Origin of the sequence: Nocardia sp. NPDC004568 (assembly GCF_040609955.1) — a bacterium.
Classification (GTDB): Bacteria; Actinomycetota; Actinomycetes; order Mycobacteriales; family Mycobacteriaceae; genus Nocardia.
The window spans coordinates 40,631-55,258 of record NZ_JBEXLL010000046.1; the positions used below are offsets into that span (position 1 = coordinate 40,631).

The window sequence follows — 14,628 nt, forward strand, 5'->3', positions numbered from 1 at the left end:
CTCGCGTTCGCGTTCCCGCGTGATGTTCCCACTGGTGAATGCCTGTGCCGGTTGCTGCCGGCCGTCGTTCAGGGCACGTCGATCACCTCAGGCGATCCTTCATGACCTTGCCGGTGGCATTCAACGGCAGCTCGTCGAGAAACACCACGGTGCGCGGAACCTTGTATCCGGCCATACGCGTCCGGCACCAGGCGATGAGTGTCTCGGCGTCGATGTCGGCATCACGGTTGTGCACGACGAACGCCTTGCCGACCTGGCCCAAGCGCTCGTCGGGGACCCCGATCACCGCCGCCTGGGACACCGCCGGATTCTCCAGCAGAAACCCCTCGATCTCGGCCGGGTAGGCATTGAACCCGCCGACTATGAACATATCCTTCTTGCGCCCGATCACCGTCAATCGGCCACCCTCGTCGAGGCTGCCCAGATCGCCGGTGTGCAGCCACCCGTCGTTGTCGATCGCGGCGGCGGTGCTCTCCGGGTCGTCGAGGTAACCCTGCATCACGCTGTAGCCGCGGATGAGCACTTCGCTGTCCTCGGCGATCCGCAGTTCGACGCCCTCGCACGCGGTGCCCGCGGTGGTCGCGATCTGCTCGAAGGTGTCCCCGGGGCGCGAGGCGGTGGCGGTGCCCGCCTCGGTGAGGCCGTAGCCGGTCATGATCGACCTGAACGGGAGTTCCTCACGGACCCGGCGGATGAGGTCGACCGGGATGTCGGCGGCGCCGGTCACCGCGGCACGCAATGAGGAGATATCGCGCGCACCCCGGTAGTCCAGTAGTGAGTGGTACAGCGTCGGCGGGCCCGGAAGCATGGTGATGCGTTCGGTTTCCACCAGCTCGATCACCCGCTCCACGTCGAACACCGGCACCGGCAGCATGGTCGCGCCGCGAACCAGCGAGGCCACGATGCCCGCCTTCAAACCGAAGGTGTGGAAGAACGGGTTGACCATCAGATAGCGGTCGCCGTGGCGCAGGTCGGCCAGGTCGCACCATTCCGAATACAGCCGCAGGGTCTGCAGATGGTTCATCATCACGCCCTTGGGGCGGCCGGTGGTTCCGGAGGTGTAGATGATGTCGGCGATATCGGTGCCGTCGACCTCGCGTTCGAACGGCGCACCGGCGGTGAGGAAATCGGATCTCAGATCGTAGACCGGCACCCCGGGCGGCGCCGGGTAGTCCGCACCGAGGAAACCCTTCTGCACCAGCAGGGCCTTCGCTCCGCTGCGGCGGATGACGTCGGCGGCTTCCTCGGCCTTGAACCGGGTGTTGACCGGCACGAGCACCCCGCCCGCGGTCAGCAGGCCGAGGGCGGCGACGATCCACTCCGCGGAGTTGGGCGCCCAGACGGCCACTCGGTCGCCCTTGCCGATCCCTGTTTCGGCGAATGATCCCGCGGCCCGGCGGATCCGGTCCACCAGTTCGGTGTAGCTCCACCGCAGGTCCCCGTCCACGACCGCTTCGGCGTCGCCGAAACGGTCCGCCGTGGACAGGGCGAGCTGCGGGATGGTTTCCCAGGTCATGCTGTGTCCGTTACCGCGCTCAGACCCCGAGCAGCCGGGCCAGGTTGCCGCCCATGATCTCGGCCTGGTTCTCCAGCGGCATGTCCTTGATCTCGTGGATGTAGCGCGCCGGTTCGGCCAGGCCCTCCGGATGCGGCCAATCGGACCCGAACAGCACATGGTCGGCACCCATGACCTCCGACAGCCGCACCAGGTCTTCTTCCCAGAACGGGCTGACGTAGAGGCTCTGCTTGATCGCCTCGATCGGGTGGCGGAAACCGAAGCCCTCCGGCGCTTTCTTGTAGACGTCGGACAGCTGCTGCAGCAGCGGCTCGAGCCAGGCGGACCCGTTCTCGATCACGGCGATCTTCAGGTCGGGGAAGCGGTTCAGCGCGCCGTGGCACACCCAGGAGGCGACGGCATCGGTGACCGGGCGCCACTGATTGGTCATGGCGAAGGTGTTGGTCTGGAACGGCAGCATCTCCTTGTCGTTGCCGTCCCATTCGGCGTCGAAGCGGGAATAGCCGCTGTCGGAGGAGTGCATCGTGACCAGCACATCGAGTTCGACGACGCGCTTCCAGAACGGATCGAACTCCGGCAGCGCGAACGACCGCATGCCCTTGAAGCCGGGGACCGGGGCGGGACGTACCAGAATGGCCTTGGCGCCGTGTTCGACGACGGCCCAGTTCAATTCGGCTATCGCCCGCTCGACGATCGGCAGGGTGATCACCGGCACGGTGAAGATCCGGCCGGAGTGCACGAAACTGCCGTCCTGGCCCCAGTCGTCGAGCATCCAGCGGTTCAGCGATTCGATCACCGCGTGGATCAATTCGGGGTGATGGCGCATCCGCTCCTCGACCAGGCTGGCCAGCGTCGGGAACATCAGCGCGCGCTGCAGCTGGAGATCGTCCATGACCTTCAGCCGGGCCTCGGGATTGCGGAAGGCGTCGATCGCCTTCATCGACTTGCCGAAGATCTCACGCCGGCTCTTGCCCTCGGGGTTGCCGCGCTTGAAGTACTCCTCCATAGCGCCGGGACGGGCCACCACCTCGAAGGTGGGATTGGGGATGTACTCGCTGATCTGGCCGAGTACCGCGATCTTGGTGCGGCCGTTGATCTCGACGTACTGGATGGCTCCCGCGTACCGCTCGGGCAGGTGGCGGGTGAGCGCTTCCTTGGTCTCGTAGAGATGGTTGTCCGCGTCGAAGAGCTGGTACGGCAGCTCGACTTTGCTCATGAAATCCTCCTTGGCTATTTATGAGAATCGTATTCTCATAATGGTTCGGTCGCAACGGCCTCGTCGCGCGCTGCGGTCAGCTCCCGCCGGATGACGAACTTCTGGATCTTTCCGCTGGGGGTGCGTGGGAAGTCGGCGACGATATGCAACTCCTCGGGCCACTTCTGCTTGGCCAGCCCCGCCCGGGCGAAATGCGCGCGCAGCCCCTCGATATCGGGGACCGGGTGCCCGGGCAGGCAGCGCACCACCGCGGCGGTGCGTTCGCCCAGGCGTGGGTCCGGCACGGCGACCGCGACCCCCTCGGCCACGCTCGGCAGCGCGAGCAGCACTTCCTCCACCTCGAGCGCGCTCACGTTCTCGCCGCCGCGAATGATGATGTCGGACAAGCGATCGGTGATCGTGAGGTAGCCGTCCGCGTCGACGGTGCCGATATCGCCGGTGTGATACCAGCCGTCGGCGTCGAAGGCGCGGGCGGTGAGCTCGGGATCGGTGTAGCCCAGGCACAGATCGGGGCCGCGGCTGACGATCTCGCCGTCAGCGGTCAGCCGGAATTCGACGCCGGGTAGCGCGTTGCCGTCGGTGAACAGGCGCTTGTCCGCCGGTGCGGTGGACAGTGAACCGGTGATGGACGGATGTTCGGTACTGCCGTAGGAGCGGAACACGGTGATGCCGAGCCGCTCGAGCCGGGTGCTCACGGCCGCCGGTACGGCCGCGCCGCCGAGGCCGGCATAGCGCAGTCGCGCCAGGTGCTCGGGTGTGTAGTCCGGATGGTCGAGCAGGCTGGTCACGAAATAGCTCACCCCGCCGCCCACGCAGATGTTCTCACTCGCCATCAGTTCGAGCACCCACCCGGGGTCCCAGAGGTCGAGCAGATGGATGGGGGCGCCGTCGAGCACCGGGATGAGCAGGGCGTTGAGCATACCGATGAAATGGCCGACCGGTGCCGAGGTGAGTTGATTCCCCCGGTCGGCCGGGTACATCCCGGCCAGCTGCCGGACCTCGTAACCCAGGGTGTTGTGGCTGTGTACCACACCTTTCGGTGCGCTGGTGGTGCCGGAGGTGAAGGCGACGCAGGCCGGGCCATCCGGGTCGGCGCGGAGCACGCCCGGCATCGGCTCGGGCGCCAGCAGGGCGTCGAAATCCCGGTCCACCACACCCACCACCGGTACCGCCGCGCACAGGTCCGGGTCGAATTCGTGGTGCCCGAACCGTTCGCAGGTGATGAACACCTTCGGCGCGACCGCGCCCAGGATGTAGCCGAGTTCGCGGCGTCCGTAGAAGTGCGCGATCGGAACCACCGTGGTGCCCAGCAGTGCCGAGGCCCAATAGGTGGCCGCCGCCTCCATCCAGTTCGGCAGTTGGAACGCGACGATATCGCCCGGCCCCACGCCGCGGCGGCGCAATCCGGCGGCCAGCCGCCGCGCGGTCCGTTCGACCTCGGCGAAGGTGCCCGCCCATGGCCGGACCCGTGAATGTACCCGGAAGGCGGCGCCGGGCGCCGCGGCCAGGCCGCGGGCCAGCAGTTCACCGAGTGTCTCGTCGGTCCACCAGCCGGCCTCGCGGTAGCGCCGGGCCAGTTCGGCGGGGACCTCGCGCAGGGGTGCGACGGACGTGGTGCGTGTCCACGTGGGGTCTGTGCTCTCGTGCCGGGGCTGCGCCATCTCGAACTCCCGATCCGACCGCCGGAGTCCAGCGGAAAGTATATGGTTCTCTGGGTAAGAGAATCATATTTCCGTCGAGGAGAACAAGTCGATGATCGAGCTCGAGATCGCGGACGGTCTGGCCGTCGTCACCATCAACCGGCCGCATGTGCGCAACGCCATCGCGTTGGACACGATGGACGAGCTGGACAAGGCGATCGACGGCGCGGCCGGTGCCCGGACGCTGGTGATCACCCGTGCGGGGGACCGGGCGTTCGTCTCCGGTGGCGATCTCGAGGAATTGGCCGCGCTGCGGACCGTGGAACAGGCCGCCGCCATGGCGAACCGGATGCGGGAGGTCTGTGACAAGATCGCGAGATTCCCGGGGCCGGTACTCGCCGCGCTGAACGGTCACGCGCTGGGCGGTGGCGCGGAGGTCGCGGTCGCCGCGGATATCCGGATCGCCGCGGACGATATCGAGATCGGCTTCAATCAGGTGGCGCTGGCGATCATGCCGGCCTGGGGTGGGGCGGAACGGCTGGCGCGGCTGGTCGGCCGCGGCCGGGCCCTGCTGCTCGCGGGATCGGGGCAGATCCTGTCGGCCGCGGACGCCGAACGGGCCGGTCTGGTGGACCGGGTGTTGCCGCGCGCCGACTTCGACGCCGGTTGGCGGGCGCTGGCGCGATCGCTCGCCAACCCCTCGGCCGGAGCGATCAAGCGGGTGGTCGACGGCGCGTCCCCGCAGGAGGCGGTGGCGGCCTTCGCCGAACTCTGGGTGGCCGACGCGCACTGGGCGGCGGCCGACCGGGTGATGAACCGCGGGAAGTGAAGCCCGGATGAGCCGCCGGCTAGACCCCGTCCTCGAGGAAACCGATCTCGCGTTCGGCGAAGGCGAGGGTTTCCGCGTGGCCCGCCGTCATACCGAGCGCCTGTTCCAGGACGACCATCCGCGCCGCGCTGGTCATCAGCACCGAAAGCACCTCGGCGGGAAACCTGCCGGTGTCCACGCCGTAGCCGTTGAGCAGCCGGGCCAGCGCCTCGGTCTGCGCCGCGCGGAACCGCTCGGAATAACGCACCACCTCGGCGCGGATCGCCGGTTTGTGATTGGCCAGGCCGACGTACTCCATGGTGAACCGGGCGGCGGTGGTATCGGTGCTGAACTCCCACAGCGCGTGCAGGGGCCGGTCGGACTTCAGGACCTGCGCGAGGGTTTCCAGGCCCTGTTCGGCGCGGCGCCGGAACACCGCCAGGAACAGGTCGTCCATCGAGCGGAAGTAGTAGTGCACCAATTGCGGTTTGAGCCCGGCGTGTTCGGCGAGTCGGCGCGAGGTCACCGCGGCCCAGCCCTGTTCGAGCATGAGCTGTTCGGCCGCGTCCATCAGGACGCCGCGATTCTTGGCCTCGGGCGCGCCGAGCCGGCGGGGTGATGACATGGTCAGGCCTCCTCTTGGCTTGTATTCCCACGCCGGTCGCGAGATCACCGGCGATCGTATCCGGCGCTCGACGACTGTTGACGCGCTCCCTCCAGCCATGCTAAGCATGTGCTCAGCATCACATCTGAGCGCTCGCTCAGCATGCGCCCGGGATCTGTGCCGGGGTACGGCCGCGGGCTCGGATGGAGTGTGTGACGGCGCGAGGAGGCGGCTGTGGGCGATCCGGAGCAGCAGCGCGCGCCTCGGACGGCTTCCGGCGGCGACAGTCCGCGAAAGCCGCGGAGCGACCGAGCCGTATCAACCGGTGACCCACGGTTGGCGACAAGATTCTGTTCATATCAGGAGGTTCCCGTGACCGATTTCGATACGGTCGACTACTTCACCGATCCCGCGCTGGTACCCGATCCGCACCCGTACTACGACCATCTGCGCGCCAAATCCCCGGTGACCCGGGAACCCAACTACGGCGTCTGGGCGGTCACCGGCTACGAGGAAGCCATCGACGTACTGCGCGATTCCGACACCTTCTCCTCGTGCATCGCCGTCGGCGGCCCCTTCCCGCCGCTGCCCTTCACCCCCGAGGGCGACGACATCACCGGCCAGATCGCCGCGCACCGCGAACAACTCCCGATGCACGAGCACATGGTCACCATGGATCCGCCCGACCACACCGCCGCCCGCTCGCTGCTCAACAAACTGCTCGTGCCCTCCCGGCTGAAGGAGAACGAGGAGTTCATGTGGAAACTCGCCGACCGACAACTCGACGAATTCATCGACGCCGGCAGATGTGAATTCCTCTCCGCCTACGCCAAGGTCTTCACGCTGCTCGTGATCGCCGACCTGCTGGGGGTGCCGGAGGAATATCACGAGGAACTGCGCATCAACCTGGCCGGCGGGCCGACGGTGGGCTCGATCGACAAGGAGATCGTGCCGGTCAATCCGCTGGAATGGCTGGACAACCTGTTCAGCGAACTCATCTCCGACCGGCGCTCCAATCCGCGCGACGATGTGCTGACCTCGCTGGCCCAGGCGAAGTATCCCGACGGGTCGACGCCCGAGGTGATCGAGGTGGTGCGCACCGCGACCTTCCTCTTCGGCGCCGGGCAGGAGACCACCGCGAAACTGCTCGGCAGCGCCATGCAGTTCCTGGCCACCCGCCCCGACCTGCAGGACGCGTTGCGCGCCGACCGCAGCCGTATCCCGGTGTTCATCGAGGAGACGCTGCGCATGCAGGCGCCGGTGAAAAGCGGTTTCCGGCTGGCGAAGAAACCGGTGGAGATCGGTGACGTGCCGCTGGAAGCGGGTTCGCTGGTGATGGTCTGCCCGGGCGCGGCCAATCGCGACCCGCGGCGGTTCACCAACCCGCACGAGTTCGATCTCGACCGCCCGAATTTCCGGGAGCACATGGCTTTCGGCCGGGGTGTGCACACCTGCCCGGGCAGTCCGCTGGCCCGGGTCGAGGGCCGGGTCTCGCTGGAACGGATCCTGGACCGGATGCGCGATATCCGGATCGACCCGGAAAAACACGGCTCCCCGGACAACCCCACCTTCGACTTCGAGCCGACATTCATCCTGCGCGGCCTGACCGATCTGCACATCACCTATACCCCGAAGCCTTGAGAAAGCGCGATCGGCAACACAATCCGGCCGGTCACCGCGACCGGAACGAGGAAAAGAGGAAGTCATGACCGGACGGGTCGAGGGCAAGGTCGCCTTCATCACCGGCGCGGCCCGCGGCCAGGGCCGCAGCCACGCGGTGCGGCTGGCCGAAGAGGGCGCCGACATCATCGCCGTCGATATCTGTAAACCGATCGACACGGTCGAGATCCCACTGGCCACCCCGGACGATCTCGTCGAAACCCAGGAGCTGGTCGAGGCCACCGGCCGCCGGGTGGTGACCGCCGAGGTCGACGTACGCGATTCGGCCGCCCTGAAGGCCGCGCTGGCCGAGGCGGTCGGCACCCTGGGCCGGCTCGACATCATCGTCGCCAACGCCGGGATCGCCAGCGGCGGCGCCACACTGGCCGAGACCGACGAAGAGGTCTGGCAGGACATGATCGACGTCAACCTCAGCGGTGTGTGGAAATCGGTCAAGGCCGGCGTTCCGCACATCCTGGAGGGCGGTCGTGGCGGGTCGATCGTGCTCACCAGCTCGGTCGGAGGACTCAAGGCCTACCCGCAGACGGGACACTACGTCGCCGCCAAGCACGGTGTGGTGGGACTGATGCGGGCCTTCGCGGTGGAACTCGGGCAGCACAGTATCCGGGTCAACTCGGTGCATCCGACGCACGTGAGTACCGCGATGATCATGAACGAGAAGACCTTCAAGATGTTCCGCCCGGATCTGGAGAACCCGACCGCCGACGATATGGCGCCGATCTGCCAGCTGTTCCACACCTTGCCGGTGCCGTGGGTGGACCCGATCGATATCAGCAACGCGGTGCTGTACCTGTCCTCCGACGAAGCCCGCTATCTCACCGGTGTGACGCTGCCGGTGGACTGCGGGTCGATGCTGAAATAGCCGATCCGATCCCGCGACCGCGGGCCGGGCGGGGGTACCGCCCGGTTCCGGTAGGCCCCGTCGGAGTCGGAGTCGGAGTCGGAGTCGGAGTCGGAGTCGGAGTCGGGGTCGGGTTCGCCGGACGCGGCGGCGCCGCTGTGCGGTAACTCTGCTGCCCTCCGGTGGTCGGTGCCTCACCCGTGACCGTTCGACCCGGACCGGGCACGGGACCGCACCGGCGTGCCGGACCACGGCCGGTCGATATGCCATGATCGGTTGTCATGCGTGGTGGGCGGATCGGCCGGTGGACAGTTGTGACGGCGGCGCTGACGGCCGCGGTGGGATGCGGTGCGCGGGCCGAGCCCCCGCCGGTTTCCCCGCAACTGGGCGCCGCGTTCACGCTGGCGCCGGGCGAAACGGCCCGGCTGGACCAGGATCGGCTGACGGTGACGTTCGGCGAGGTGCCCGCCGACAGCCGGTGCCCGGCCGGGACCGACTGTGTCTGGGAAGGCGACGCGACAGTGATCGCCGAGGCGGCGGCGGGCGGGCAGAGTTCCCGCCACGAACTCCATACGAACCGGCGGTTTCCCACCGGGGCGACCGTGGGCCGTTACCGGATCGAGCTGGTGGCGCTGCGGCCCTCCCGGCCGGGGATCGGCATGGTCCCGGCGCCGGACTATCGCGCGGAACTGCTGGTCACCGCGCAGTGATGCCGGAGGGGCCGGTCACCGATCGCCCGGCGGTCGTGAACCCCGGAAAGCGGCTCGCCCCGCGCAGTCGGTGTACGGACCGGATCAGTCGGTGGGCAGGGCCCGGCGCAACTCGGTCACCGCGATCCGCGCGGCCTCGGCGATCGCCGCGTCCACGGCGGGCAGTGCCGGGTCGGCGCGGGCGGCCCGGGTGAACACGGCCACGGCGACGGGATGTTCGCCCGGAAACTCCACCACGGCGACCTCATTGCGGATGATGCCGATGGTGCCCGTCTTCCCGGCCACCGCCACACCGCGATGGGGGAACCCGGCCGCGATCCGGTGCGGCCAGACCTGGCGGCGCATGACCGCGCGGGCGAAATCCGTCTGCTCCGCCGACAGCACCTCTCCACGCCAGAGCGCGGCCAGCAGCCGGGTCATCTCCGCCGGGGTCGTCGCGCTCGTGTACGCCGGATCGTAGGCGGCGACCGTCCAGGCCTCGTCGTTGTCGGCCAGCGCGGCGAATGCCTCGGCGGTGCTGTGGGTGTCGGTGTCGCGGACCAGGCTGCGCTGGATATCGGCGGTGCCGCCGACCAGCCGGGTCCGATCCAGTCCCAGCGATTCCAGCAGTTCGTGTACCGCGGCCAGGCCTACCTCGCCGAGCAGCAGATCGGCGGCCGCGTTGTCGGAGACCGTCATCATCGAGGTCGCCAGATCGCGCCGGCTCATGGTGACCGGATCGTGCAGGGCCGAGATCCCGGTGGGGCCGGGCGTGCATTCCGACGGGGTGAGGGTGAGCCGCGCCAGCGGGTCGAGACGGCCGGCGTCCACGGCGCGGCAGTAGGCGAGCAGCAGCGGGAGTTTGTAGACCGAGGCGGTGACCACGCGCTCGGTCCCGCCGATACAGATCTCCGCGTCGCCGCCGTCGCAGCGGCGCGCGTGCAGTCGGCCGGTGCACCCGGCGTCGGCGAAGACCGCGCGGATCCGCTCGACGGTGGTCATCGCAGACGCTCCCGGTAGAGCACCCGGTCGACCGCGTCGGCTTGGTCCTCGGCGCCGGTCCGGTGGATCACCCGGCAGCGCAGTGCCACCGCCTGGGGGGCCATTCGCAGCCAGGACACACCCGGGATATCGGACGGCGGTGTGGTGGTCAGCCCGAAACTCGCCCCCGCGGCGACCGCGGCGAGTACCGCGCGATCGTCGTGGACGGTGACCGTCTGCGCGTCCAGGCCACGTTCGCGCAGCAGGTCGCGGACGGTATCGGCGGCCGGGGGATTCGCGGCCCGGGGATACGCGGCGTGGGTCAGATCGGCCAGCATCGGGAAGGTGGGTCGCTCGGTGGCCGCGCTGCGGTGGTCGGCCGGAACGACGATCCAGCGCGGAAGTTTCACCACCGACCGGGCCTCCACCCCGTCCACGAGCGCTGGATGTTCGATCACCGCGAGATCGCACAGACCGGACCGGACGGCCGCCACCAGATCCACCGTCGTGCCGGTATCGGTGGATACCGCTTCGCCGGAGGTGTTCCCGGTACGCAGCGCGGTGACACAGGCGGTGACGATCCGGTCGGGCAGAGCGGAGGTGGCGCCCCAATGCACCGTGCCGCGCGTGCGGGCGATCCGCTGCGCCTCGGCGAGCAGCCTTTCCGCGTCGTCGACCAGCAGGCGGGCCCGGGGCAGCAGTTGCCGGCCCGCCGCGGTGAGCACCGCCCCCTGGCGGGTCCGGTGGACAAGTTCGACGCCCAGCCGGGTCTCCAGCCGCCGCAATCCCTGGGACAGCGGTGGCTGCGTCATATCCAGTACCGTCGCGGCCCGTCCGAAATGACCTTCGTCGGCGATCGCGACGAAGTAGCCGAGGTGGCGGATCAGGTCCATAGCGATATTGAACCAGCGGCTCGCGAGACGGCTTCCGAACTGCGGATTTCTGGGCCATTTCGAGCGTTGAAACCGTACTCTACCTGCGCCTATATCAAATGTGACTGGTGTGCGGGAGTGTCGGATATTGGCGAGCGCCGATCGGCCGGTGTCTGCTGCGGGAGTGAAACCGAACCGATCCGCATACCGCATCCCGTCGAGTCGGCGATCACTGGCCCTCGCGCTGACCGCGGTCGCACTGTCCGTCGCCGCCTGCGGGGACGGCGACACCGGCGCACCGGCCACGCCCGCCACGGTCACCGCGCAGCGGACCGCGGACCTGAGCAATACGCTGATGACGCTGCAGGCGAAATACAATGTGCTCTTCGGGATCGCCGCGGTCGATACCCGGGGCGGGCGGACCTTCGAGTGGAACGCCGACGATCGGTTCGCGATGTGCTCGACCTTCAAGGTGTACGCGGTGGCCGCGATCCTGCGGCTCGCCGAACGCAAGGAACTGGACCTCAACGACAAGGTGCCGATAACCCGGCAGGACCTCGTGATGAACTCACCGGTCTCCTTCGATCACCTCGGCGAGCTCATGAGTTACTACGAACTGAGCCGCGCCGCATTGGTGCGCAGCGACAACACGGCGGCGAATCTGCTGCTGCGCCGGCTCGGTGGACCGGCCGCGGTCACCGCGTTCGCGCGTTCGATCAATGATTCGCAGACCCGGCTGGATCGCTGGGAGCCCGAGCTCAACGAGGCGCGCGCCGGCGATCCCCGCGATACCAGTACCGCGTCCGCCTTCGCCGCCGGCTACCGCAAGCTGATCCTCGGTGACGGCTTGAGTACCGAGTACCGGCGCATGCTCACCAGCTGGATGCGGTCGAGTGTCACCTCGCGGCAACGACTGCGCGCCGGTCTGCCGGTCGGGTGGGTGGCGGCGGACAAAACCGGCAGCGGCGCCTACGGCACGGCCAACGACGCCGGTGTGGTGTGGAGTCCCACCGGGACATCGCTGGTGCTGGTGATCTTCAGCCGCTCGACCACCGGGTACCCGATGGCCGCGGGCGCTGATGCGGCGCTCGCCGACGCGGCGGCGGCGGTCCTCGGCACCATGTCGCAGTGAAGCCGGTGCCGTGGCCGGCCGCCGCGGTCACCCGCCCACGCGAGGACCACGTCCGGGGTGACCAACCCGGGCAGGGGAGTATCCGGCCGGCCGCGCGCGAGGGTGGTGAGCGCCGAGAGCGGATCGGTGTCCCTCTCGATTTGTCCGCCCTCGAGAGTGGCGAGGCAGGTGCCGCAGGACCGCCGAGGCCGGAGTAGGGCAGGTCCTCGCGCCGGGTGAGGGCCGCGTCCAGGATCGTGTCCTCCCACGGCATCGTGAATTCCGGGGGCGCGCCATATCCGGTGAGCCTGGATGCCCCGGTCGGCGAGCGGATTCACCGACGTGGATGTCGCCGCGATCGTGGCCCGCGCCGTCACCCGAGGTCCGCGCGGACGGTCGCCGGTCTACTCCGGTTCGACCAGTAGTCCTACGGAGGCGGCGAAGGCCGGGGCGAGGTCGAGCAATTGGTCCGGGGTGACGATCGCACCGCGCAGGGCGGTGACCCCCTCGGCGACCCGCAGCGCTTCCGCGCCGCGGAAATCCACCTTCGTCAATCGCGCGTCCCGGACCACCAGAGCCGAGATCTCCGAACCCGGGAACTCGACCTCGTTCAGTTTCGCGCCGCCGAAATCCACGTGCCGGAGCACACAGTCGACGAACCGGACCTTGGTCAGCGCCGCGCCCCGGAAATCGACCGAATCGAGTTTGCAGTTGTGGAACTCCACCCGGCGCAGTTCGGCGCCGCTCGCCCCGACGCCGGACCAGGCGCCCTCGACGATCTCGGCGTCCATCCAGGTCGTATCCGCCAGCTCGGTGCCGGTGATCCGCACCCCGTGCAGCCAGACCTCGGTGAACCGCGACCCACGCGCCGTCCCCCCGTCCAGCTGCGCGGACCGGAAGGCGCACTGGTCGAACACGGTGTGGCGGATATCCGGTTCGGACAGGTCGGTGCCGTCGAAGCGGAGGCAGTCGTATTCGCCTTCCACCGCTACCGCACCGGCCGGTTCCAACAGGTTCGCGAACGGCAGGTCGGTCAGTTCCCGCGGCATGGCACCCTCACGAGATCGCAATCGACGGACACGGCGGACTTTCGGGACGCTACACCCCGCGGTACGGGCCTCGGCGCTGTGCCGTGCGCGGGATGCCCGCGGCGAGGGCGGCCGGATCGCCGAAGCAGGTGGAGGCGACGCGGAGGATCGGTCGGCGCGGGAGTTCGCCGTCGAGCCGGGTCGGTGGGTCAAAGTCCTCGACATCGAGGCGGATCAGCGCTATCGGCCGGGTCGGTTGGGAGTCACGCGGAATGTTGCAGCAGGAGGCTCGCTTTCAGGGCGGCCAGTCGATCGGGCTCGCGGCGGGATGGAGTCAGCGGCGGGTCACGGCGCCGAGCCGGCTGTTCGGTGCCAACGGGCTGCGCACCGGCCCCGACGGCCGGATCTACATCGCCCAGGTGACCGGAAGTCAGATCAGCGCGCTCGATATCGACACCGGGGCAATCGAAACCATCAGCGCCAAGGGCGGTGACATCATCGCCCCCGACGACTGCGCGTTCCATCCCGACGGCACCCTCTACGCCACCGAGGTGATGGACGGCCGGGGCAGCGCCCGGCACGCCGATGGCACCACCCGGCTGCTGCGCGCGGATCTGCCCAGCGCCAACGGCATCACCGTGTACCGGGGCAGATTGTTCGTCAACGAATGCCGGCCGGGCGGCCGCCTGATGGAACTCCCGCTCGACGGCGGCGCCCCGTTACCTTTTTCGTGGGCCCGGAACCGGGCCCACGGTCGCCAGGCCCGGTATGACTTCTTGCCCCTGTCTCTTCCATGATCCGGGGGGTGGTGTCGCCGGGTCCTGGAGGCGTCGACGGACCGCTGATGGGGACAGGGCCGCTGGTAGGTCTCTTCGTAACGTGGGTGCCGGGCGTTGACGCCAGATCCGGCGACCGTTCAGTGAGCGTTTCGATGCGATTGAGGACCGAGCAAGGTGACACAACCCTATGCCGTGTTCTGCGGCGTTGACGTGGGAAAAGGCGAACATCACGCGGTCGGGCCCGACCCGGCCGGGAAACGGTTGTTCGACAAAGCTCTGCCCAACGATGAGTCCCGGCTGCGGGCAGTGTTCGACAAACTCGCCGTTCACGGCCGGTTGTTGATCGTGGTCGATCAGCCCAATACGATCGGCGCCCTGCCGGTGACCGTGGCCCGCGCCTGCGGCCATGATGTCGCCTATCTGCCCGGGTTGTCGATGCGCCGCATCGCCGATCTATATCCGGGCCAGGCCAAAACCGATGCCCGCGACGCCCACATCATCGCCGACGCGGCCCGCACCATGCCACACACGTTGCGCCGGGTCGATATCGGTGACGACACCCTGACCGAGCTCGGTGTTCTGGCCGGGTTCGACGACGACCTGGCCGGTGAGGCGACCCGCACCAGCAACCGCATCCGCGGCCTGCTCACCGGCGTCCATCCCGCCCTCGAACGCGTCCTCGGCCCGAGAGTCGCGCACCCAGCAGTGCTGGAGATCCTGTCTCGCTGCGGCGGGCCCGAAGGGATCCGGGCAGCAGGCCGGCGCACACTCACCGCCATCGCCACCAAACACGCGCCGCGCATGGGCGCCCGCTTGGTCGAGGAGATCCTGGCCGCGCTGCCCGCGCAATCGGTCACCGTTCC

General features: G+C 68.6%; 13 protein-coding genes and 1 pseudogene. 7 read left to right on the forward strand and 7 right to left on the reverse strand.

What is annotated here, in order from left to right; all coding sequences use genetic code 11:
* Positions 1-82 precede the first annotated feature (82 nt).
* From ABZV91_RS20590 to ABZV91_RS20600, 3 genes are read right to left on the reverse strand one after another with little or no spacing between them, the layout of a single operon-like run.
* A complete protein-coding gene (locus tag ABZV91_RS20590; protein WP_355243930.1) occupies positions 83-1,516 on the reverse strand; it encodes a FadD3 family acyl-CoA ligase in 1,434 nt (477 codons plus the stop codon).
* 19 nt (positions 1,517-1,535) lie between these two features.
* A complete protein-coding gene (locus tag ABZV91_RS20595) occupies positions 1,536-2,732 on the reverse strand; it encodes an amidohydrolase family protein (protein ID WP_355243933.1) in 1,197 nt (398 codons plus the stop codon).
* 35 nt (positions 2,733-2,767) lie between these two features.
* Entirely contained in the window at positions 2,768-4,330 is a 1,563-nt protein-coding gene (locus tag ABZV91_RS20600) for an AMP-binding protein (RefSeq protein WP_355243970.1), read from the reverse strand.
* A 154-nt stretch (positions 4,331-4,484) separates the two neighbouring features.
* On the opposite strand from ABZV91_RS20600, the gene ABZV91_RS20605 reads away from it, so the two are divergent.
* Entirely contained in the window at positions 4,485-5,201 is a 717-nt protein-coding gene (locus ABZV91_RS20605) for an enoyl-CoA hydratase/isomerase family protein (protein WP_355243936.1), read from the forward strand.
* Positions 5,202-5,220: 19 nt separating this feature from the next.
* Here ABZV91_RS20605 and ABZV91_RS20610 read toward each other — a convergent pair whose 3' ends face one another.
* Positions 5,221-5,805: a helix-turn-helix domain-containing protein gene (locus tag ABZV91_RS20610; RefSeq protein ID WP_355243939.1), complete on the reverse strand. Its 585-nt coding sequence runs from the start codon at positions 5,803-5,805 to the stop codon at positions 5,221-5,223.
* Between the two features lie 351 nt (positions 5,806-6,156).
* On the opposite strand from ABZV91_RS20610, the gene ABZV91_RS20615 reads away from it, so the two are divergent.
* From ABZV91_RS20615 to ABZV91_RS20625, 3 genes are all read left to right on the forward strand, one after another.
* Positions 6,157-7,425 carry a cytochrome P450 gene (locus ABZV91_RS20615; protein ID WP_355243942.1) on the forward strand — a complete coding sequence of 423 codons (1,269 nt, stop codon included), beginning with the start codon at positions 6,157-6,159 and terminating at the stop codon, positions 7,423-7,425.
* A gap of 64 nt (positions 7,426-7,489) precedes the next feature.
* Positions 7,490-8,326 (forward strand): mycofactocin-coupled SDR family oxidoreductase, encoded by an 837-nt coding sequence (locus ABZV91_RS20620; RefSeq protein ID WP_355243944.1) that lies wholly within the window; start codon positions 7,490-7,492, stop codon positions 8,324-8,326.
* Between the two features lie 260 nt (positions 8,327-8,586).
* Positions 8,587-9,015 (forward strand): hypothetical protein, encoded by a 429-nt coding sequence (locus tag ABZV91_RS20625; protein WP_355243947.1) that lies wholly within the window; start codon positions 8,587-8,589, stop codon positions 9,013-9,015.
* A gap of 84 nt (positions 9,016-9,099) precedes the next feature.
* On the opposite strand, the gene ABZV91_RS20630 is transcribed toward ABZV91_RS20625, so the two are convergent.
* Positions 9,100-9,996 (reverse strand): serine hydrolase, encoded by an 897-nt coding sequence (locus ABZV91_RS20630; protein WP_355243950.1) that lies wholly within the window; start codon positions 9,994-9,996, stop codon positions 9,100-9,102.
* Positions 9,993-10,868, reverse strand: coding sequence for a LysR family transcriptional regulator (locus ABZV91_RS20635; protein ID WP_355243952.1), 876 nt, complete (start codon positions 10,866-10,868; stop codon positions 9,993-9,995). The genes ABZV91_RS20630 and ABZV91_RS20635 overlap by 4 nt, the downstream gene beginning before the upstream one ends.
* A 163-nt stretch (positions 10,869-11,031) precedes the next feature.
* Between ABZV91_RS20635 and bla the strand changes: the two genes are divergently transcribed.
* Positions 11,032-11,979: a class A beta-lactamase gene (bla, locus tag ABZV91_RS20640; RefSeq protein ID WP_355243954.1), complete on the forward strand. Its 948-nt coding sequence runs from the start codon at positions 11,032-11,034 to the stop codon at positions 11,977-11,979.
* Between the two features lie 383 nt (positions 11,980-12,362).
* Here bla and ABZV91_RS20645 read toward each other — a convergent pair whose 3' ends face one another.
* Positions 12,363-13,007, reverse strand: coding sequence for a pentapeptide repeat-containing protein (locus tag ABZV91_RS20645; protein ID WP_355243957.1), 645 nt, complete (start codon positions 13,005-13,007; stop codon positions 12,363-12,365).
* A 251-nt stretch (positions 13,008-13,258) separates the two neighbouring features.
* Between ABZV91_RS20645 and ABZV91_RS20650 the strand changes: the two are divergent.
* Both ABZV91_RS20650 and ABZV91_RS20655 read left to right on the forward strand, forming a co-directional pair.
* Positions 13,259-13,705 (forward strand): annotated as a pseudogene (locus ABZV91_RS20650) (gluconolaconase); the annotation flags it as partial.
* A gap of 234 nt (positions 13,706-13,939) precedes the next feature.
* A partial coding sequence (locus ABZV91_RS20655; RefSeq protein WP_355243959.1) for an IS110 family transposase occupies positions 13,940-14,628 on the forward strand: 689 nt, incomplete at its 3' end.